Below are 20,085 nucleotides of genomic sequence, written 5' to 3' on the forward strand. Positions count from 1 at the left end.
CAAAGTTTCGGGCTTCAAGAGCCGACAGGCTCTTAAGGCTGTCTAGTATGGGAAGAAGATAGCAAATAGCTTAAACCGGACAGATCTCCCACTTCTCCGCCTAACTTGTATTCGATCCGATTTAGATCAGGATAGTTTTCGAATAAGGTTTTTTCAGTGGCTAAGAATGCGGAAGATAATAAACCCAATTTTTTTCGTTCTATCTCTGCAGATTTTTGCTCTTCTGTCATCTGACTTGCATACGTATAATCGATCCGGAATTTCATATCCGAAAGTAAACTTTCCAATGTGGACTTTCTCAAATCCAAGATCAATACATCTCCTCTTTTCCAGATAGAGATCACCGAGTCTTGTAAGTTAGGAAGTTTTTTCAAATTTCTATATTGTGCAGAAGCATTCGGCACAGTAGGATCGAAATAACTGGATTCTCCTGCTTCGCCTACTAAGGTCAAAACATCATGTCGAAAGTCTTCTCCAGTTAAGAGTACTTTTCTTTTTACAGGGAATACCTGACCTTCTCCGTCCGAACCATATATTACGATTTCTTTTCTAGGATCGAAGTTCGGTAGATCGTATAATGTAAATGGAACAAGCAGCTTTAATGGATTTTTTCCAGCGAGGATAAAACCAGTTAGGAATAATAAAACAATTATCCAGGAATAAGTTAAGAATAAGATCCTTTTGGATTCTTTAGAATCGGCGGCTCTGGTCGCCAATTCGAAAACCCAGGTATAAAAGGTATCCAAATGAGTGAGGAAGCGATTCCAAATTTCCTTAATCTTTTGCAAGTTCATACGCTCTCACACCTTCTAATATACTTTTGGCCAATTTCACTTGGTGAGTTTTATCAGCCAATACCTCTGATTCTTTATTATGGGTGAGGTAACCCATTTCAACTAGGATTGCAGGCATCAAACTTCCCCTTAGCACGGAAAAGTCCGCTTTCTTCACTCCTCTAGACAATATCTTTGGACCAAGGTTTTTTTTCATCTCGGATTCAACACTTCTGGCAAGAAGACGGCTTCTTCTTTGGATCATGGAGGACATCATTCCAGCCTGGATTTTCCCGTAGGAGGTCCCACCTTTCTTCCCAGAAATCCCATTTTCGAATAAGGACACTTCTCTAGCTGTTTCTGTGCTTGGTGTCTGGGATAAATAATATACTTCGAAACCATTTACATCGGATGAAATAGAGGCATTACAATGCAAACTTACGAATAAGACAGATCCGCCCTTTTGGACCTCTTTATTTGCGATCTCAGACCTTCTCTCCAATTCTATAAATGAATCATTGGACCTGGTCAGGATTACTCGAACTTCGGGATAAACCTTATTCAGAAATTTTTTCAAGAAGCGGGCCACCTGAAGAGAAACCAATTTTTCCTGGGTCCCTTTATCGGAAGAAGTCCCCGGATCTTTTCCTCCATGCCCTGCATCCACTATGATGGCAGAAAGTTTTAATCTTTCCGCTTTAGGTAATAGATCGAATATGAGTTCGTCTTCTTTAAATTCGTAACTTACGTCCCCCGGCAATAAACGAACAAATATTGCTTCTACAAGATCGGGAGGAAGTAGAAAGTCCTTGTCTTTGTATACAACAGGTAAATTTGTTTTTTCCAAACTACCATTGATTGCATAAAAGGAAGCTCCGATCCGAAATCGGATCTCGCCGGAAGCGTGAGAGATAGAGCCAACTAACGTAGTTGACTCGAATTTGGATTGTAGTCCTGGGATCTTTTTATGGATCTCTTCGAAGGACACGTATCCGTTCTTGCCGATGGTTTGTATCCTGGACTCGGCAAAAACAGGTGCGCTAAAGAGTAGAAAGAATCCTAACCCCCAAAGAAGGATTTGATCCTTGTCCAAATTGAACCCTTCTTCTTATCAGAAGATCTTTTAGAATCGTTTATATCGAATAAGTTACGCTTGCTCTTATCGTAATTCGATTTTTGTTTTTTATTCTCATGATTTTGATGATTGTGAGAAGGTTGTTTTTGGAAATCGGAACGTTGTTTTCCTTTCTTCTGGTTCTGGTTTTTCTGGTTTCTATCTTTACGAGCACCATTGGAACCGAATACACTGTCCGCTTTTTGTAAAAACTCTTGGGCCTCTTGGATAGCAGCTTCCGGTCTTTTTTTATGACCTCCGCTCTGCTTACCCGGTCTCGAATCTTTGTTGAAATCTTTTTTGCGATCTCCAGATTCTTTATTCCAGTTCTTCTCGCCTCTTTGATTCCCGCCGTTACCGTTACGTTGGAAATCGCCTCTTTGTTTTTTAGGGCCTCTGTCTCTTCCTTGGTTTCTATTTCCATTTCTTTCGACAGGAGCATTATCGAATGCATCTCCGCCTACAAAAACTTGGAACTCACCGGCAGGGAATGTAAGTGCTTCTTCGTGAACAGGTAGAACATCAATCTTTTGTTTCAGATATTTTTCTATCTTTTCCAATTCAACATAATCGGATTCAGAGCAGAAGCTAATGGATTTACCTACTCTTCCAGCTCTTGCAGTTCTTCCAATCCTATGCACATAATTTTCCGTATCCTGAGGAAGATCGAAATTGAAAACTACTTCGATGTTTTCCACATCGATACCACGGCTTGCGACATCAGTCGCTACCATGAACTTGAATTTTCCGGATTTAAAATCCCTCATCAGTCTAAGTCTTTTTTTCTGATCTAAGTCAGAAGAAATCCCAGTGATAGGAATTCCATATTTTCTGAGAGAATAGACTATTTTAGGAATATTCGCTTTAAAATTTGTGAATATAATTCCTTGTCCTTCCAATTCTTCGGCAAGAATGGAGTTCACCATATAAGGTAACTTCTCCTCTCTTCCCAAGTGAACCAGTTTCTGATCTATTCTTTCAGTGATCAGTTTATCAGGATTGATCTGTATCTCCACAGGCTCGTTCATAAAACGATATGCAAGGCGCATAACTTCGACCGAAAGAGTTGCGGAGAAAAGTAATGTTTGCTTTCTGTTCTTACATTTATGAAGAAGCCAACGTATATCGTAGATGAAACCCATGTCCAACATACGATCTGCTTCATCCAAAATGAAAAACTCGACCTTTTCTAGATCGGCGCTTCCGCTTCTTGCTAGATCGATCAATCTTCCTGGAGTTGCAACGATAAGACCATTCAGTCCGTTCAGATCTCTATTCTGAACTTTGTAATCTGTTCCACCGATAATTGGGACAACTCTATAGTCTGTATGTTTCAGTAACTTTTCGGCTTCTTCCGAAATTTGGATCACTAACTCTCTAGTAGGAGCAAGGATCAAAGTACTGACCCCTTGTATTCCTCTTGTCAAGATGGAGTGAATGGTTGGCACCAAGAATGCCACAGTTTTACCGGTTCCTGTTTGTGCTAAACCGGTAACATCCCTACCTTCTATTCCGGGCGGGATTGCTTTTTCTTGTATAGGAGTGAGCTCGGTAAATCCTGCTTCTTGGATTGCTTTTTGCAGGTTAGGCTCTAGATTTAATTCTTCGAATTTCATATTTTTTTAATCGCGATTGAGTGGAATGTGTCGGCGTAGCAGGAGAGGTTTGCGAAGCGAACAAAGAGCCGATGTGTCAGGTATTTGCCTTTCCATCCCTTATCTCTACTAGGGTGGTATGACATTGGTTTCTTATATACCGTGACGAGACCGTACATTTTCAACATTTTTTTAAGAGAATCGGGTGAGTAATCCCAAAAATGGTCCGACGGATGAGTGCGAAACCATTCTTCAGGATTGGTTTGAAAAGAAGGTCCATTCAATGAAGGAAGACCTAAGAATAATAGCCCACCCGGCTTTAACAATTTATTAATCCTCTCAAAAACAAGTTCCGCATTCGGAAAATGTTCTATTACAAAAAACGCACAGACCGCATCGAAAGTTTCTTGGGGAAAAATGGAATCATCCAAGAAAGAACCGGAAACAACATCCAAACCTAATTTATCTTTGGAATACTCCGCTTCTGTGGAAGAAAGCTCCAGACCTTTAACTTTGTATCCCTTCTTCTCCGCTTCGGATAAGAAGAAGCCAGCGGCAGATCCTATTTCGAAAAGAGTTTTACCTTTCGGATCTTGGAATGCGCTCATCATTTCTAAACGCGCCTTGGCTAAATTTCTAAGCTGAGGTTCATCCTCATAGTAGGTCTTTTTGTACTGATTCTTGTATTCTTCCTGAAAATAGGAATCTTCGTAATCCCTTTCCTTTGCCAATTTATAGAAATGGACCCCCGTGCGACGGCATACCATATAGGCTTCCGGATAATCTGGATGAGGTTCCAATTCAAGTATTGAGGACATGCTTGCCTACAAGAAGCTTGTCACAAAGTCTTCCCTACGTAAAGGAAAATCCCCGGGCCTGGAACGAAATACGTGCTTGAAAAAAGGAGAAACCATCCAGGAATAGAAGAGAAACGGGAAAAGGACACCCTCTTAGAATGAGCATACTCGAAAAAATCAAATCCCTTGGGTTGGAACTCCCACCTGCGCCTAAGGCGATTGCAGCTTATATACCTGCCATACAAACAGGAAATCTCGTATTCACCTCCGGCCAATTACCTTTGAAAGATGGTAAGCTCATGCTTACAGGAACTCTAGGAGCAGGACTCTCGATTGACGATGTGAAAGCTGCCACAGAACAAGCTGCGCTAAATGGGCTTGCTGCAATTGCAGGTGTGATCGGGGATTTGGATAAGATCAAAAGTATTGTAAAGATCGGAGTATTCGTTTCTTCCAGCCCTGATTTCGTTGAACAACATCTAGTCGCAAATCACGCATCCAATCTACTTTTAAGTATTTTTGGAGAAGCAGGACGTCATGCTCGTTTTGCAGTAGGAAATTCCGCTCTTCCATTAGGTGCTCCAGTAGAAGTAGAAATGACGGTTTCTTTAGGATGATCAAAAACCTTCTCAGAGATCTAAGCCTGGCCCTTCCTGCAACATCTGTTGTTTTAAACGGATGGAAAAGATTTCTTTCCCAACTTTTAGGAAGATTTATAGAATTCTATTCCGAGAAAAGTGGGAAGGAAAAGTTAATCTTCGTATTAGCATTACTTCAATTATTCTTTAGCCTAGGAAGTTGGATCAATTACTCTATCAATTTAGGTGTTGAATCCGGGCAGGATCTCATTTCCAAACTGGGCAGCTTTTTTGGAATAGAGCCTAGTCGCAGTGGTTTAGAAGAAGTGAACGTAAGAACTGCTTCTAATATATTTTTCATCATACTTTGCTTTTTGACATTCTTCTTTGGTGGTTTCTGGAGAAGTGAGTGGATTGGAAAAACAATCGTTCTACTCCAAGGATTCTCAGGCATACTACTACTTCTCGGGATATTATTGCCTGATGTATTCTTCGTAAGTTTTATTAGAGACCAGGATTATTATTATAATTTCAACTTTTACGCATTCTGTTCACTTTGGGCGTTAACTACAATTTCCTCCCTAACATTATGGAATTCTAAACTTTAACTTAACCTGATGGATACTTTCAATTGGGACTCCATCAGATCTCCTCTATACCTCACACTTAAGGTAACTTTTTTTTCTACATTCTTTGCTGCCTTACTCGGAATATTTTTCGCCTACTGGATGTCCAAACTTAGATTTTTTGGCAGGGCATTCGTGGATGCAGTCTTAACCTTGCCGATGGTTCTCCCTCCTACAGTGCTAGGATATTATCTATTGGTGATATTCGGTAAAAAAGGATTACTAGGCCATTTTCTTGCCGAACAATTCCAATATTCTATATTATTCAATTTGCATGGAGCAGTTTTAGCTTCTACAATCGTTTCTTTCCCTTTGGTCTATAGATCCGCAAAAGCGGCCTTCGAAGATTTGGATCCAGAATACGAAGAGATCGCCCTCACCTTAGGAAAGTCCAAATGGGAAACTTTTTTAATGGTATTACTCCCACTCTCTTGGAGAGGAATTTTAGCAGGATCTATGATGGCCTATGCGAGAGGAATGGGAGAATTTGGTGCCACATTAATGATCGCAGGAAATATTCCTGAAAAGACACAAACGATCGCGCTTGCAATTTACGATTCAGTTCAATCAGGCAAAGATGAGTTCTCGTTGATACTTGTGTTCGTGGCATCAATTACTTGCGTATTGGTATTGACAGTTTCCGGGATCTTACTTAAAAAATCTCATTGGTAAGGAATTATTAAACGAATGATAAAAAGATTACATATCGTACTTCCTGTTCTACTTCTGCTTATCCAACCTTCATCTTATGCCCAAGAAAAGGAAAAAGAGATTACGATCTCAGCCGCATCTAGTTTGACCGATGTATTAAAAGAACTTGGAACAACATTCAAACAAAAGACCGGGATCAAAGCAGTATTCAATTTCGGATCTTCGGGAAGTTTATACCAACAGATCGAAAAAGGCGCCCCTGTGGATGTTTTCATCTCGGCAGATCAAGACATAGTGGATAAAGGGATCAAAGCAGAAGTTTTAGAATCTCCTACAAAAACGATCTTACTAAAAAACACATTAGTTCTAATCCAGCCTAAAACGAGCGAATTAAAGATCAAAAAGTTAGAAGATCTACAACTCCCAGAGATCAAAAAGATTGCTATCGGGAATCCGAACTCTGTTCCTGCAGGAAAATACGCAGAAGAGGTTCTTACTAAGAACAATCTTAATAATTCCTTAAAAGAAAAATTTATTCCTGCTGAAAATGTCAGGCAAGTTTTGGATTATGTAGGAAGAGAAGAAGTGGAAGCTGGATTTGTTTACGTCACAGACGCAGCAATCGCAGAATCTAAAGTTAAAATTGCACTTATCTTAAGCGGACACAAACCAATTTTATATCCTGGAATTTTAGTAACCGGAACCAAAAATTCAGAAGAAGCAAAGTCTTTCTTGGAATTCCTAAAAAAATCTCAGGAAGCCAAAGAAACATTTCTAAAATATAAGTTTATACTTCCTTAATGTCATTATTCGTAGATATCCGAAAAAAACTGTCCGATGGAAATCGAAAATTCGAGCTGGATGTTCAGTTTGATTTTTCAGGAGAATTTCAGGTATTATACGGCCCTTCCGGGGCAGGAAAAAGTCTTACATTACGCGCATTAGCTGGTCTATTAAAGCCTGATTCTGGAAGGATTTCTTTTGCAAACACAGTCTATTTTGATTCTTCTTCCAAAAAATATATTCTACCACAAAAAAGAAACCTAGGGTATGTTCCTCAGAGTTATGGATTATTTCCTCATCTTACAGTCAGAAAGAATATTGAATTCAGCTTAAATAGATTCTTTCGTATTACGAATAAAAAAGACAAAGAAAAAGTTTCATATCTAATGAATTTATTCGAGATACAGGAAACTTCTGAAAGTTACCCGAAACATCTTTCGGGAGGACAAAAGCAAAGAGCGGCTATAGCAAGAGCGCTTGCAAGAGACCCTAAAATTTTACTTTTAGATGAACCATTTGCAGCACTTCATACGGATCTAAGACAGAAAATGAGAGAAGAATTAAAAAGTTTGAGGAAGAAGATCAGTATGCCAATACTTTTGATCTCGCACGATCCGAAAGACTTGGAATATTTTGGGACTTCTGCTCTTTATATGGAAGACGGAAAGATAATCAGTAATCGTTCTTAATAATCGAAAATTCCAAGATCCATTTTAGCTTCTTCAGAAGCCATTGCTCGAGGATCCCATTTGGGGGTCCAAACAATTTCCACATCTACAGAGTTAATACCTTCTACTCTAAGCGCGTTGTCTTCAATATCCTTTTTCATTTGAGGACCGGCGGGACAAGCCATAGAAGTATAAGTCATTTCGATCCTAGCCTTATCACCTTCTACCTGGATCTTATAGATCAGACCTAACTCAGCTACGGAAATCCCTATTTCAGGATCTTCTACCCGATGGATCTCAGCATAGACCCTTTTTTCGATCTCTTGAGTTGGTTGTTCTAATAATTGCATCTAACAATTAGTCTATCTGAACAGCGACTTCGTGTAAAGAATTTTAAGGTAGATTTTCTTTTCCATCAGAACGGATTTAAGAATGGAGAACTTAAGCCAATGATCAAGATCAACCAGTTTGGAACTTTTAGAAAAACCATTAAAGCGAACAATGAGCCAAATACAAAAAGATCATAAATTGAATAAACAGAAGAAGTGAATACTGGAGTATAGAACGCGGACAATAAAATCCCCAAAGCAGAGAACTGGATCGCATCTATCACAGTCCTCATCTTAGGATATTTTCGGATCTTTTCCCAAAGAGGAAAAAACCCGAACACCAAAAGAAAAGAAGGAAGAAATATAAACACGGTTGATAGAACTGCTCCACTCAAACCGGAGATCATATAGCCTAAATAAGAAGCAAATGTAAACAATGGACCAGGCATCGCTTGAGCGGCCCCATAACCTGCTAAAAATTCTTCTTTTCCTATCCAACCTTGCCTTACCACTTCGTTTTCCAATAAAGGAAGTACAACATGTCCTCCACCAAAGACCAATGCACCTGATCTATAAAATGAATCAGAGATCGCTAAAGGTAACAAACCGGAGAATGATCTTAATAAAGGTAATAAGAAAAGAAGAAGGAAAAAAAATCCTAATGCCCCAAATGCGATCTTTTTCGGAATAGAGAAGGAAACAGAAACATCTGGAAGGTCAGACTCTTCTTTAAATAAAAAGAATCCGATCCCAGCTCCAAGTAAAATTACAATTAACTGAGTAAATGCACCTGAAAACACTAAGGTAATAATTGCAGAGCCGAGAACTATATAGATTTTATAAGGATGATTTTTAGAATTTTTCCACATGGTCAAAATTGCATGCGCTACAACTGAAGCAGCGACCAATTTTAAACCGTGAACCCATTTCAGATCGGGAATTATATTTGATTTTAGTAAAATTCCAAAACCAACCATCAATAAGATAGAAGGAAGAGTGAATCCAATCCAAGCGATACATCCTGCTTTCCAGCCCGAACGAAGAGTACCAATACATATTCCAAGCTGGCTGCTTGCAGGACCTGGGAGAAATTGGCAGATCGCTAATAATTCTTTATAAACTTCTTCTGAGATCCATTTTTTTCGAATTACAAATTCTTGATAGAAGTATGCTAAGTGCGCAGTGGGTCCGCCGAAAGAGATCAGACCAAGCTTTAAAAAAGTGAAAAATACTTCTTTCATCCGAAAACACTATTTAGGTCCTGCGTGTCGACTCCGCAAGACCTTTCGGAAAATTTAATCCTCTATCGGGATCCAAATTTCTAATCCACCCATCCCTGTGACTGGATTGAATTCTTTACCATATCTTTCTAAGTTTGCACCTTCAAAAGGTTTAACTCCGGATTCAGGAAACCATTTGCCTGCTGCAGCAAATGTAGCTCTGATCCCAGCGATATGACCCTTATGAGTGAACACCGCATACTTTTGAGCAGGAATCTTTAAAACCTGAAACTCTTTAGGTAATCCGGAAGAATTGGAAACTTCTACTCCGCACATATAATCGAAATTACCTTCTGCATCGAAATTGTAACAAACTCCGTAAGCAGCATCTCCGACTTGAGAAGGAATATTTCCGAGATAGGCTCCGAAAATTTGCCATTGATTTGGAATTCCCGCTGGCATTTGACAATCGTAATGTTGCACGATACCTGCAAATATTCTAGGCGGGATCGTTTCAAATCTGGGTGGATCGATTTTAGGAATTGGTTCTGCGTTCAAGGTGATAGCCTCCACTAAGTTCACATTACCAAGATGACCCTGAGCTTTTACTTGTTCTGGAGTGATAGAAAACTGATCTCTGAAAGCTCTAGTAAATGCTTCATGAGATCCGTAACCTATATCCAAAGCAAGATCTAAAATATTAGCTTCTTTTTCCGCCAAAGTTTTAGCTGCCTCGCTTAGGCGTCGCCCTCTCAGATATCTCATCAAAGAAATTCCCATGGTCAAAGAGAAAGTGCGTGTCAAATGAAAGGGAGAAACCCCTGCATTTTTAGCTACATCTTCTAAAGAGATATCCTCTTTAGAATGACCTTCGATAAACCAGAGAGCCTTTTGAACAAAATCCATTGCAGTCCTTGGTACTGTTTCCAATATCCTAAGCTTAAACTTTTACTCGTGCTTGATAGTTCTTGCGATTTGAAAATTTTTTTTACTTTTTTGGATATAATTTAAAACCAAGTTTTTTAGCCACTGATCTGAATTTTTCATCCATAGAACATAGGATCAAATCGTCCGAGATTGACTTTCTGATATGCAATGCAGTGGCCAAGTGAGCAGCATCCAAGGATTTAAGTTCTAAAACTTCTTTGTTCTTGCGAATCTCTGTTCGAATATCATCATCTAGATTTTTTAAATTGATTTGAGAAATAAATTCTCCCAGAAAACCTTCCGCGTCTTTAAACCAATTTTTAGGCAGATGTTTGCCTTCTTTAGAATAGGTGAAATATAAACTTCTGAAACTTTCTATCTCAAGCAAGATAGAAGCGAACTTGAGATTAGATTTGTTGAAATAATCCAAATGGTCTTCGTAACCGGCTTCTGCATAAAGAATATTTAATAGAAGACTAGTATCGATATATAAGACCATTTAATCCCTGTCCTCTCTGTAAGCCTCCTTCCAAGCTGCAGAGACTTTTGTTTTGGTTCCAGCATTTAATAATAAGGACTTTGGAATATTGATTCCTTTTGGATTTTTAGCAGGGGTAATAGAATTAGAAGTCACTGCTTCTTCCAGATACCGTTTAGTGAGATCTGATTTTTCGTCGAATTTTTTGATCTCTGCAATAGGATGATTTCTGTCCAAAATTAGGACAGTCTCCCCACCACGTACAAAATCTAGAAAACTACTTAGATTATTTTTAAGATCTTTAATCCCGACCGCTCTCATACCTAAAATTGTAGCTACCAGGGCCACTTCGTCAACCCATTTTAGGCAAAATCCTTACTTTCCAATCGCCTTTTCCAGAGTGTTCCAAGCGAGCGTAGCGCATTTGATACGTGCCGGAATTTTCTTTACCGCTTCCATAGATTCTAGGTCTTCATATTCTTCGGAAAAATTCGGGACCTTGTCTTCTAAAAGCATTCCCTTAAACTCTTGCAAAAGTGATTTTGCTTCGGAAATTGTTTTGCCGTAAAGACAATCGGTTAACATAGAAGCGGATGCTTGGGAGATAGAACAGCCCCTCCCTACAAAACTGATCTCGGAAATAATCTCTCCGTTCAGTTTTAAGAAGAGTTCTACTTCATCACCACAGAGAGGATTAACTCCTTCTTGATGAAGATGGAAGTGTTCCATCTTTCCATGATGTCTTGGGTTTTGGTAATGATCGAGTAGTACTTCTTGGTAAAGACTATCGCTTAAGGACACGGCCAAAAATCTCCTTCACTTTCTTTAGACCTACCAAAAGAGAATCTACGTCTTCTTTGGTATTATAAAGATAGAAAGAAGCACGGCAGGTGCCTGCGATTCCTTTGAAGTCCATGAAAGGCTGAGCGCAATGATGTCCCACTCGGATTGCAATCCCTTCTTCGTCCAGAATAGAACCTACATCGTGAGGATGTACTCCTGGAAAATTGAAGGAGATCACTCCGCCTCTTTTGCTTAGATCGTTTGTTCCGTACAGTTCCAAACCGCCGAAATCTTCTAATCGATCCAAAGCATATTGTAGGAGTTCCAACTCATGGTTTCTGATCTCTTGCATTCCCACTGATTCTAAATATTCAAGTGCAGCACCGAACCCGATAACTCCGGAAATATTTGGAGTCCCAGCTTCTAATCTTGCAGGAAGATCTGCATAAGTGGATTTGTCTTTCCAGACTTTGGAGATCATGTCCCCTCCTCCCATCCAAGGAGGCATTGTATCTAAGATCTCTTCCTTAGCGTAGAGAATTCCTACACCAGTTGGTCCAAGCATCTTATGCGCGGAAAATGCGTAAAAATCATAGTCTTCTTTTTGAACGTTTGTTGGAAGGTGACAGATCCCTTGGGCTCCGTCGATCAACACTTTCGCTCCAACCTCTCTTGCTCTACGGATAATCGCAGAAAGATCGTGAATGGTACCGGTCACATTGGACATCTGAGCAAGAGCGACTAACTTCACTCTTTCAGTAATGATCTCATCCAGATTAGTCAGATCCAAAGTGGAATCTTGATTGAGAGGTATAAATTTCAATACTGCTTGTTTTTCCTGGGCCAACATTTGCCAAGGAACTAAATTAGAATGATGCTCTAACTCGGTGAGCACAATCTCGTCGCCTTCGTGGATATTAGTACGTCCCCAAGATTGGGCGACTAAGTTGATGGATTCAGTAGTATTGCGAGTAAATATAACAACCTTAGCGCAGGCAGCTCCAATAAAACGAGAAGTTCTGATACGAGCCATCTCATATTTTTCGGTAGCCTTTTGAGAAAGATAATACACTCCACGGTGAATGTTCGCATTCTCCGCTTCATAATATTTACGGATAGTATCTATAACAGATTTAGGTTTTTGAGAACTGGCGGCACTGTCCAGAAACACCAAGGGCTTCCCGTTCATCTTTGTAGATAGAATCGGAAAATCTCCGCGTATCTTTTCGAGATCAAAACTCAAAGCCTCTGCTCTCCTCGGTTCCCCATGTCAATCCTCTAACTCCACTTCGACTTCGTCACCTACGATTCTAGTCTTATAGACTGGCAAATCTTCCACCGCAGGCATACAAAGTACCTTTCCCGTGCGAATATTAAACTTTGCAGAATGTCTTGGACAAACGATTACGTCCCCTTCCAATTCTCCTGTCGATATATCCTCACCGTCATGAGTACAAAGATCTGCGAATGCACAGACTTCGTCCCCCAGTCTAGTCAACCCCACCCTATGGTAACGGGTCTCTGCTACGAATACCTCGCCTTCTTTCAAATCGGAAAGTTTAGCTAGTTTCTGAAATTCGCCCATTACTCGCCCAACATCCTAGATTCTATCATAGAGGATAATTCTTCGCGAATAGTTTCAGAAGGAAATTCTCTAACTACTTCGGTCAAGAATCCTTCTACGATCATTTTGCGGGCTTCTTCTTCTGAGATGCCTCGAGAAGCTAAGTAGAATAATTGCTCTTCGTCTATTTCTCCGACTGTTGCACCGTGCTCACATTTCACGCTATCGGCAAATACTTCCAATTTAGGAATAGATTCTGCTCTTGCAGTTCTGTCGAGGAGTAGATTGTTATTAATCTGAATCGCACCCACATCCTTGCAATGAGAAGGTATATGAAGGTTCCCTGTAAAAACATGATGAGCCTTCTCTCTTACAACAGTACGATATAAGATAGAACTTTGAGCGTGACTTTCGGAATGAAGAATTCGAATTTCAGTGTCCTGAAACTCTCTCGCTTTTAACGGAGAAAACCCCACATAACGTGTCCAGCATCCTTTTCCAGCAACATTCGTATCGTAGAACGATTTACCTTTGTATCCACCCCAAGAAGCAATACTTGCATGAAACTTGGAATCCTTCTCTTGAACTCCATAGGTAGCTCTAAAATGAAAAGTAGAATCTCCCAAATTTTCCAAACTAGAATACTGAAAATCTCCGTTAGGAGGAGTGAGAAGAATAGTGACTCCACTCATGAGCACCAAATCTTTCTGAGAAGGAGATTCCCATCTTTCCAGAAAATTGGATTTAGCTCCCGGAACAGCATCTACGATCAAAAGTGGAAGAATGATATTTCCATCCTTACATTCAATTTTAATCTCAGGAAAAGAAGAAGGATCTGGACCAAGCTGCACATAATACGCGTGAGTGAACCTGGAAAAAACAAAAAGAGGAAACCATTCTTTAGAATAAAATGAAACTGCAGAACCTGCTTTTTTTAAAACTTCTGAAAGTTTTTCAGGGGGAAGATCTTGCAATTTTGTGACTTTAGCGTTTCCAGAAACAGTCACAGAAGAATCAGGGCAAACTTTAGTATATTCTGAAATTTTAAAATTAGAAAGACTGATCTTTCTCCAAGATTCCAAAGAAGAATCGGGAAATATAGCAGAGTTCAGCAGTTTTTCGGCGTTCGTACGGAATTCGGTAAGAATGGATGGCTCCTTCTTATCTTTTATATATTCCGAAATAGATCCCGCCAAAAGCATCCCTTTATTTCGCTCCGTTCAGGATCCAATCGTATCCTTTTTCTTCTAATTCCAGAGCAAGCTCTCTTCCACCAGTTTTGAGGATCTTACCTTGTGCGAATACGTGAACAAAATCAGGAGTCACGTAATTTAACATTCTTTGGTAATGTGTGATTAGCAGTATGGATCTTTCCGCTGACTTATTTTTAGTGATCCCTTCGCTGATAATTCTAAGTGCGTCTATATCTAAACCTGAATCAGTTTCATCTAGAACTGAAAGTTTCGGTTTAAGAAGAGTCATCTGAAGGATCTCATTTCTTTTTTTCTCTCCACCTGAAAATCCGTCGTTCACGTATCTTCCGATCCAAGTATCAGGAACTTCTAATAAGGCAGTGGCTTCTTTAAGCTCTTTGCGGAATTCTTTTACGGGTAGATCCTTGCCTCGGACCGATTTTAAGATGGTACGTAAAAAATTACCGATCGTTACGCCTGGGATGCTGGTTGGGTATTGGAAACATAGAAAGATGCCGGCCCTCGCTCTTTCGTCCGTTGGTTTTTCGAGAAGGGACTCCCCTCTGAAAAGTATATCCCCAGAGATCACCTTATATTTAGGGTGACCCATAATGACATTTGATAATGTACTTTTTCCGGATCCATTAGGACCCATGATGGCATGGACTTCTCCCTCGCCGATGGTGAGGTCGACTCCTTTTAGGATTTCCTGAACTTCACCGGATTCGGTTTCCACTCCGGCGCGAAGATTTAAAATTTTGAGTAGTTCCGCCACGTATAGGACCCCTGCCTAGGACTATGTTTTTATTCCTGAGGCGGAGATCAATAGGAAAGATGTTTGGAAGCCGAGACTTCAGTAGGATTCCCAATCCAGGCGTAGAATGAGAACATGATTCTCGCCCAGATTCAGGGTGAATAAGACATATTGACGTTTGGTTTCTATATCATGGAAAGGTTCAGTAAATCCGGAAACTCTGCTAGAATGATAGGTTTCTGCCTTATGACGGATGAAGAATGGTTTCCAAGCGTAGTTATTTCCTACCTCGGTGAGTAATCTTGTCCAAGGAAGGTCGTATGCTTCTCTTTTGAAAGTTGGAGTAACCTGATAGCCGTGCATATCTGTGACTAAAACTGAAGTTGTCTCTAAAGGAAGTCTGTCCAGGATAGAACTCAATGCATCCGTCATCTTTTCTTCGGAAGAAGTCTCCAAATCTTTGAATAAGTTCACAAACTGATCTAAGAAGGCTTGTTCTTTTCTTAGATTTTCGAGGATCTCCAAAAATCTAAGACCTGAGAATTTTTCCAGAGAGGTTTTAAGAGTTTTATTAAAACGTTTTTTGTCCTGAAAATCCAAGGCAGGACGAGAGAAATAAAAACCTTGTAGAAGATTCGCTCCCATGGATAGAGCGAGGTATAATTCTTCTTCGTTTTCTACACCTTCGAATAGAAGTTGAGAACCAAGTCTTTGGGACATTTCAGAGATTGCGGAAAGAACATTCTTGAAAGAGCGTCTATTCAAACTCTCTCTCATAATTTTTATGTCCACTTTCATAATATCAGGATGAATATAACCGATCCTTTCCAAATTGGAAAAACCGACTCCAAGATCGTCCACTGCGATCTTAATCCCTCTTTCTCTAAAAAGGCTGACTATATATAAAAGTTTTTCAATATTTCCTTCGAACTTATCCTCTGTGATCTCTAAAACTAGATCGTTCGGATTAATATCGTATTTATCTATGAGATGAAGAATATGAAGACGTTTGATATCCAACACTTCTCCGGTGTAGACCATAGAGAGAAAATTGGGCATCATGTTCAGGAAAATTTTAGTCTTAAGACCTGTTTCCTTCACATGTTTGATCGCTTTTTCACGAATAATACGATCAATATGAACTAAACGAACAGTATCCGTGTCCGGATTATGAAAATGATAGCCTAGAGAATGATATTGATTCGATTCAGGAGAAAATACTCTGCCCAAAACCTCGTAACCTATAATATTACGATTACCGACGTCTAAAATCGGCTGGTAATGAGGGGTATAATAACCTTCTCCCAGAGAGAGAATTTGTTGAGACTCGTATTCGGCGAGCATGCAGATTCCCTCACTACTAGAATCCAGTTGAAGTATACACACAAGCATATTTCCCTGAAACTGAGTTAGGAATGAAGACTAAAGCTTGGAAAATTCCCGTTTTTTTCTTATTCTTTTCCTATATTATGGCAAATTATTTGTTTTCTTTTATTACAAAGCACCGTCTTAGCTGAGTTTTTATCCGAGAAAAAATTTACGACTAATCGGCATTAGATGAATAATCTATAAAAGACCATTCTTATACCGAAAACGGTTGCGAGCTTTAAGAAGCAATAAGAAGATCTAAAACGGTTTTACCGTCCATCTCTCCAGTGATCGGATTCATCGCTCTTTCTGGGTGAGGCATCATACCTGCCACTTTAAAATCAGGAGAACAGATCCCAGCAATATCATCCAGACTTCCGTTCGGATTGTCTCCCGCATAAAGGAATAAAATGCGACCTTCGTCTTTTAGCTGCTTACGAATTTCAGCAGATGCAAAATAACATCCGTCTCCATGAGCCACTGGAACTCTTAGGATCTTATCATCGGCTAAACTACCGCTGATCTTATTTGAGTTAGAAGCTTTTTTAAGACCTATAGTCCTACATACGTATTTTAGGTTTCGATTACGTATTAATGCACCAGGAAGATAACCTGCTTCTGCTAAAATTTGGAATCCATTACAAATTCCGAATAGTTTTCCTCCACGATCAGTATGCTCTTTTACTGATTTCATTACTGGAGAAAAAGGAGCCATTGCTCCCGATCTTAGATAATCTCCGTAGGAGAATCCACCAGGAAGAATAACCAGATCGTATTTTTCAGAGAATTGGTCTTTATGCCAGACCTTGTCTACTTTCGCGGAATAGAATTCTGAAAGAACTCTTACGATATCATTATCACAATTAGAACCTGGAAAAGTGACTACTGCGGCTTTCATTCAGTTACGATCTCCGAACGATAAGTTTCAATCACATGATTTACTAAAAGTTTTTCGCAGAGATTTGCAACCGTCTTCTTTGCAGTTTCGAGATCTGGAGAATCCAGTTTGACCTCGATATACTTTCCGACTCGAACGTCTCGGACCGATCCTTCTCCAAGTTCTTGTAGAGTGGATTTTACAGTGTTCCCTTGTGGATCTAGAACTGATTCTTTTAGAGTTACGTTGATTCTTGCGATAAACATTTTAATAGTTGGTCCTGTATTTCCTTATATGCCGCTTGCAATTTCACAATCAGACTTTCCGGAAGATCCGGAGCTGGGGGAACCTTATTCCATCCGGATTTTTCCAGATAGTTCCTTAAGATCTGTTTGTCCATGCTGGGCGGAGTGGTCCCGATAACATAGGACTCTTTCGCCCAATACCGAGAAGAATCCGGAGTCAAAATCTCGTCGATCAAGATGACCTTATCCTCCGAAATTCCGAATTCGAATTTGGTATCGCAGAGCAAAATCCCTGCCCCTGCTACCAGTTCAGCGGCCCTGGTATAAAGGGAAATCGATTTTTCCTTCAAAATAGAGAAGAGTTCGGATCCAATCTCGTTTTTCATTCTTTCTTCGGAGATGTTCTCGTCATGGCCTGTATCGTTTTTGATTGCAGGAGTAAATGCAGGCTCAGGCAGCTTTTCGGATTCTTTCAAACCTGGAGGAAGTTTTTTAAAAGCAAGAGTGCCATCTTGTTTATATTCTTTCCAACCGGAACCGGAAAGATAACCACGGACCACACATTCAAAGTCGATCCGTTTGCATTTTTTAACAAGAACAGAACGATCCTTTAAATCCGGATGATCCTTAAATGGAGAAGGGAATTTAGAAACATCGGTCTCTATGATATGATTAGGAATGTCCTTAAAGTAAGAGAACCATTCTGCGGAGATCTTATTTAAAACTTTTCCTTTGCCAGGAACGATTTGGCGGAATACCACATCGAATGCCGAGACTCTATCCGTAGAAGATAATATCAGGGAATTCCCTAAATCGTATACATCTCTGACTTTGCCAATATAAGAAGGTTTTGGGAGTTCACTCATCCTTGGATAACCATGAGAGCGATATCATCGTCGTGGGTCATGTTTCCAGAATGTGCCAGTATCTTTTCCAAGGAGAAATTCAGGATATCTTCCTTAGATTCAACGGCTTCTTTCAGGATCTTCTTCAGACTTTCTTCGCCCAAAATATTATAGTTCTCATCCGTTATTTCAGTGGCCCCATCCGTGTAAAGTAATAGAGAAACTCCTTTTTCCAAGACTACAGATCTGAACTCGTCTTCTGTCCCGAGTTCAATAGGAATGATTAGAGGTCCCATACCAGGCAACTCTTCAACATTTCCGTTATTGTATAATAGCGGAGGTGGATGGCCTCCGTTCGCATATTCAAATTTACCTTTTTTATCCAGGATACCGTAGAAGAATGTGATGGAAAAATCTTCGGGTAATATCTTCTCCAATTGTTGGCGTAAAGTTTTTACTTTTTCAACAAGAGTATTACTTCTTCCTAAATTAGAGACCTGCATCTTTACCATTGCAGAGAGAAGAGCTGCAGAAGGTCCATGACCGGAACAATCTGCGATAAAGACATGAAGTTTATCTTCTTCTATCCAAGCATCTATAAAGTCCCCACCGATCTGCATCAAAGGATGGAAAACTGAATTCACTCGAAAACCGTTCCATTCTAATTGTTTCTCAGGCACAAGCTCTTGTTGCACCCTTCTAGCCATCACCAATTCTTTTTCATATTTTTTCTTTTGGTGTAGAAGTTCGTCCTGGAGATTTTTGATCCGAATAAATGCTCTGATCTTTGCGACCAACTCTTTTGGTTGGAAAGGTTTATGAAGAAAGTCATCTCCGCCGTGGGTAATCGCTTCGTCAAAACCCAACTCTCTATTATAAGCGGTGATGAATAAGATAGGAAGAAGATTGAATCTATCTATCTCCCTGAGCTCTTTACAAAAAGAAAATCCGTCTTGGCCGGGCATACTCACATCTAAAAGAAGTACATCTACTTGGTTTGTCGCAAGAAGTGTGCGTGCCTCTTCTGTATTCATTGCAGTTAAAACCTGGAAGCCCAAAGGTTTTAAAGTATGAACTAAAAGTTTGAGATTGATATCCGAATCATCCACCGCAAGGATAGAATAGTCGGAATAATTCAATTGGCTCTCTTGCTTCTCTCTATCCACGATCCGTCCCTATCATTACAAAATTCGTATTTTATAAAATTGAATGAATTTTTCAATCCAACAATTCTTCTCTCACCGCTTTGATCTTATCCAAACGATAAACGATTCTGTATAAGATCAAAAAAAGTAGGTGATAGGCCAAAATTCCTAACCAAAAAGAAATCCTCATATCAGGATCCATTCCCTTTTTTCCTAACACGGAAGAAGGGTGATTTCCTGGATTATCCATCCATCGAATTGCTCCCCAGGTTAAGAGAGCATTAACACTACAGAATAAACTTAAAAAAGCGGAAAAAATATACTTTTTAGTTTGGTCCAGAACCAAAAATCGTAGCAGAAAATACGCCACAAGACTAAGCACCAAAACGAAAAAAGAATTCAAACGAGCATCAGTGGAATCCCAAGGAGTTCCCCAGGCTAAGTATGCCCAGATCGGTCCTGAAAATAAAACTCCAATCGCAAACAATAAAGAGATCTTATTTGCAGAAAGTGAAAGTGTATCCCAGGTTTTGTTCTTAGTTACCAGATAAGCAACTGCACAAATAGAAGAAATCCCCGGACCATACAGAGCCACCCAGGCAACGGGAACATGAAAATAAAAAATCCTGTGAGAGATCCCCTGCTCTAAGATCACATTTGGATAATATAAACCCAAAAGCACTGCAAACGGAAAAATCGATAAAAACAAAAGAGAGAGTATCCAGTCCCAGGCGGGATGCAGGAGGCGAATATTCATACGCTTGGAAGTGTG

General features: G+C 39.8%; 25 protein-coding genes. 5 read left to right on the forward strand and 20 right to left on the reverse strand.

The genetic code is table 11. From position 1 onward, the window contains the following. Positions 1-32: 32 nt before the first annotated feature. The 4 genes from B1C82_RS07690 to B1C82_RS07705 are packed head-to-tail and all read right to left on the reverse strand — an operon-like array spanning position 33 to position 4,300. Entirely contained in the window at positions 33-794 is a 762-nt protein-coding gene (locus B1C82_RS07690; RefSeq protein WP_086447034.1) for an LIC_10740 family protein, read from the reverse strand. Further along, positions 775-1,866, reverse strand: coding sequence for an N-acetylmuramoyl-L-alanine amidase family protein (locus tag B1C82_RS07695; RefSeq protein WP_086447035.1), 1,092 nt, complete (start codon positions 1,864-1,866; stop codon positions 775-777). The genes B1C82_RS07690 and B1C82_RS07695 overlap by 20 nt, the downstream gene beginning before the upstream one ends. Continuing rightward, positions 1,833-3,503 (reverse strand): DEAD/DEAH box helicase, encoded by a 1,671-nt coding sequence (locus tag B1C82_RS07700; RefSeq protein ID WP_086447036.1) that lies wholly within the window; start codon positions 3,501-3,503, stop codon positions 1,833-1,835. The genes B1C82_RS07695 and B1C82_RS07700 overlap by 34 nt, the downstream gene beginning before the upstream one ends. Next, positions 3,500-4,300: a class I SAM-dependent methyltransferase gene (locus B1C82_RS07705; RefSeq protein WP_086447037.1), complete on the reverse strand. Its 801-nt coding sequence runs from the start codon at positions 4,298-4,300 to the stop codon at positions 3,500-3,502. Before B1C82_RS07705 ends, B1C82_RS07700 begins: the two co-directional genes overlap by 4 nt. A gap of 137 nt (positions 4,301-4,437) precedes the next feature. Here B1C82_RS07705 and B1C82_RS07710 point away from each other — a divergent pair, with 137 nt between their 5' ends. Genes B1C82_RS07710 through B1C82_RS07730 form a run of 5 tightly spaced genes read left to right on the forward strand, consistent with a single transcriptional unit; the run spans position 4,438 to position 7,606 of the window. Continuing rightward, on the forward strand, positions 4,438-4,896 hold the full coding sequence (locus B1C82_RS07710) for a RidA family protein (protein WP_086447038.1): 459 nt from the start codon (positions 4,438-4,440) through the stop codon (positions 4,894-4,896). Continuing rightward, entirely contained in the window at positions 4,893-5,465 is a 573-nt protein-coding gene (locus tag B1C82_RS07715; protein WP_086447039.1) for a hypothetical protein, read from the forward strand. The genes B1C82_RS07710 and B1C82_RS07715 overlap by 4 nt, the downstream gene beginning before the upstream one ends. A 9-nt stretch (positions 5,466-5,474) precedes the next feature. Continuing rightward, on the forward strand, positions 5,475-6,155 hold the full coding sequence (gene modB / locus B1C82_RS07720) for a molybdate ABC transporter permease subunit (protein ID WP_086447040.1): 681 nt from the start codon (positions 5,475-5,477) through the stop codon (positions 6,153-6,155). Between the two features lie 15 nt (positions 6,156-6,170). Continuing rightward, the gene (gene modA, locus B1C82_RS07725; RefSeq protein ID WP_086447041.1) at positions 6,171-6,935 is read left to right on the forward strand and encodes a molybdate ABC transporter substrate-binding protein; all 765 of its coding nucleotides are present in this window, start codon (positions 6,171-6,173) and stop codon (positions 6,933-6,935) included. Next, on the forward strand, positions 6,935-7,606 hold the full coding sequence (locus tag B1C82_RS07730) for an ATP-binding cassette domain-containing protein (protein WP_086447042.1): 672 nt from the start codon (positions 6,935-6,937) through the stop codon (positions 7,604-7,606). The genes modA and B1C82_RS07730 overlap by 1 nt, the downstream gene beginning before the upstream one ends. Here the strand turns inward: B1C82_RS07730 and B1C82_RS07735 are convergent. The 16 genes from B1C82_RS07735 to ccsA form a co-directional block, all read right to left on the reverse strand. Beyond that, complete coding sequence (locus tag B1C82_RS07735) at positions 7,603-7,935, reverse strand: metal-sulfur cluster assembly factor (protein ID WP_086447043.1); 333 nt, start codon at positions 7,933-7,935, stop codon at positions 7,603-7,605. The genes B1C82_RS07730 and B1C82_RS07735 overlap by 4 nt on opposite strands. 65 nt (positions 7,936-8,000) lie before the next feature. Next, the gene (gene chrA / locus B1C82_RS07740; RefSeq protein WP_086447044.1) at positions 8,001-9,155 is read right to left on the reverse strand and encodes a chromate efflux transporter; all 1,155 of its coding nucleotides are present in this window, start codon (positions 9,153-9,155) and stop codon (positions 8,001-8,003) included. 54 nt (positions 9,156-9,209) lie between these two features. Continuing rightward, positions 9,210-10,064, reverse strand: a complete 855-nt coding sequence (locus tag B1C82_RS07745; RefSeq protein ID WP_234008238.1) for an AraC family transcriptional regulator — start codon at positions 10,062-10,064, stop codon at positions 9,210-9,212. Positions 10,065-10,122: 58 nt separating this feature from the next. After that, positions 10,123-10,560: a PIN domain-containing protein gene (locus B1C82_RS07750; RefSeq protein WP_086447046.1), complete on the reverse strand. Its 438-nt coding sequence runs from the start codon at positions 10,558-10,560 to the stop codon at positions 10,123-10,125. Continuing rightward, positions 10,561-10,887: a type II toxin-antitoxin system Phd/YefM family antitoxin gene (locus B1C82_RS07755; protein ID WP_234008239.1), complete on the reverse strand. Its 327-nt coding sequence runs from the start codon at positions 10,885-10,887 to the stop codon at positions 10,561-10,563. It abuts the gene before it with no gap. 27 nt (positions 10,888-10,914) lie between these two features. Then, a complete protein-coding gene (sufU, locus tag B1C82_RS07760; protein ID WP_086447048.1) occupies positions 10,915-11,340 on the reverse strand; it encodes a Fe-S cluster assembly sulfur transfer protein SufU in 426 nt (141 codons plus the stop codon). Then, positions 11,324-12,565 carry a cysteine desulfurase gene (locus B1C82_RS07765; RefSeq protein ID WP_086447049.1) on the reverse strand — a complete coding sequence of 414 codons (1,242 nt, stop codon included), beginning with the start codon at positions 12,563-12,565 and terminating at the stop codon, positions 11,324-11,326. Before B1C82_RS07765 ends, sufU begins: the two co-directional genes overlap by 17 nt. Before the next feature lie 27 nt (positions 12,566-12,592). Beyond that, on the reverse strand, positions 12,593-12,907 hold the full coding sequence (locus B1C82_RS07770) for a non-heme iron oxygenase ferredoxin subunit (protein ID WP_086447050.1): 315 nt from the start codon (positions 12,905-12,907) through the stop codon (positions 12,593-12,595). After that, positions 12,907-14,088 carry a SufD family Fe-S cluster assembly protein gene (locus B1C82_RS07775; protein ID WP_086447051.1) on the reverse strand — a complete coding sequence of 394 codons (1,182 nt, stop codon included), beginning with the start codon at positions 14,086-14,088 and terminating at the stop codon, positions 12,907-12,909. Before B1C82_RS07775 ends, B1C82_RS07770 begins: the two co-directional genes overlap by 1 nt. 4 nt (positions 14,089-14,092) lie before the next feature. Then, positions 14,093-14,854: a Fe-S cluster assembly ATPase SufC gene (sufC, locus tag B1C82_RS07780; protein WP_086447052.1), complete on the reverse strand. Its 762-nt coding sequence runs from the start codon at positions 14,852-14,854 to the stop codon at positions 14,093-14,095. A gap of 78 nt (positions 14,855-14,932) precedes the next feature. Beyond that, a complete protein-coding gene (locus B1C82_RS07785; protein WP_086447053.1) occupies positions 14,933-16,177 on the reverse strand; it encodes an EAL domain-containing protein in 1,245 nt (414 codons plus the stop codon). 262 nt (positions 16,178-16,439) lie between these two features. Continuing rightward, on the reverse strand, positions 16,440-17,099 hold the full coding sequence (purQ, locus tag B1C82_RS07790; RefSeq protein WP_086447054.1) for a phosphoribosylformylglycinamidine synthase subunit PurQ: 660 nt from the start codon (positions 17,097-17,099) through the stop codon (positions 16,440-16,442). After that, complete coding sequence (gene purS, locus B1C82_RS07795; protein WP_086447055.1) at positions 17,096-17,344, reverse strand: phosphoribosylformylglycinamidine synthase subunit PurS; 249 nt, start codon at positions 17,342-17,344, stop codon at positions 17,096-17,098. The genes purQ and purS overlap by 4 nt, the downstream gene beginning before the upstream one ends. Next, positions 17,320-18,189: a phosphoribosylaminoimidazolesuccinocarboxamide synthase gene (locus B1C82_RS07800; protein WP_086447056.1), complete on the reverse strand. Its 870-nt coding sequence runs from the start codon at positions 18,187-18,189 to the stop codon at positions 17,320-17,322. Before B1C82_RS07800 ends, purS begins: the two co-directional genes overlap by 25 nt. Continuing rightward, positions 18,186-19,334, reverse strand: a complete 1,149-nt coding sequence (locus tag B1C82_RS07805) for a PP2C family protein-serine/threonine phosphatase (RefSeq protein WP_086447057.1) — start codon at positions 19,332-19,334, stop codon at positions 18,186-18,188. The genes B1C82_RS07800 and B1C82_RS07805 overlap by 4 nt, the downstream gene beginning before the upstream one ends. A gap of 52 nt (positions 19,335-19,386) precedes the next feature. Beyond that, entirely contained in the window at positions 19,387-20,070 is a 684-nt protein-coding gene (gene ccsA, locus B1C82_RS07810; protein ID WP_086447058.1) for a cytochrome c biogenesis protein CcsA, read from the reverse strand. Positions 20,071-20,085: the final 15 nt, after the last annotated feature.

This window comes from Leptospira venezuelensis, from assembly GCF_002150035.1.
Classification (GTDB): Bacteria; Spirochaetota; Leptospiria; order Leptospirales; family Leptospiraceae; genus Leptospira_B; species Leptospira_B venezuelensis.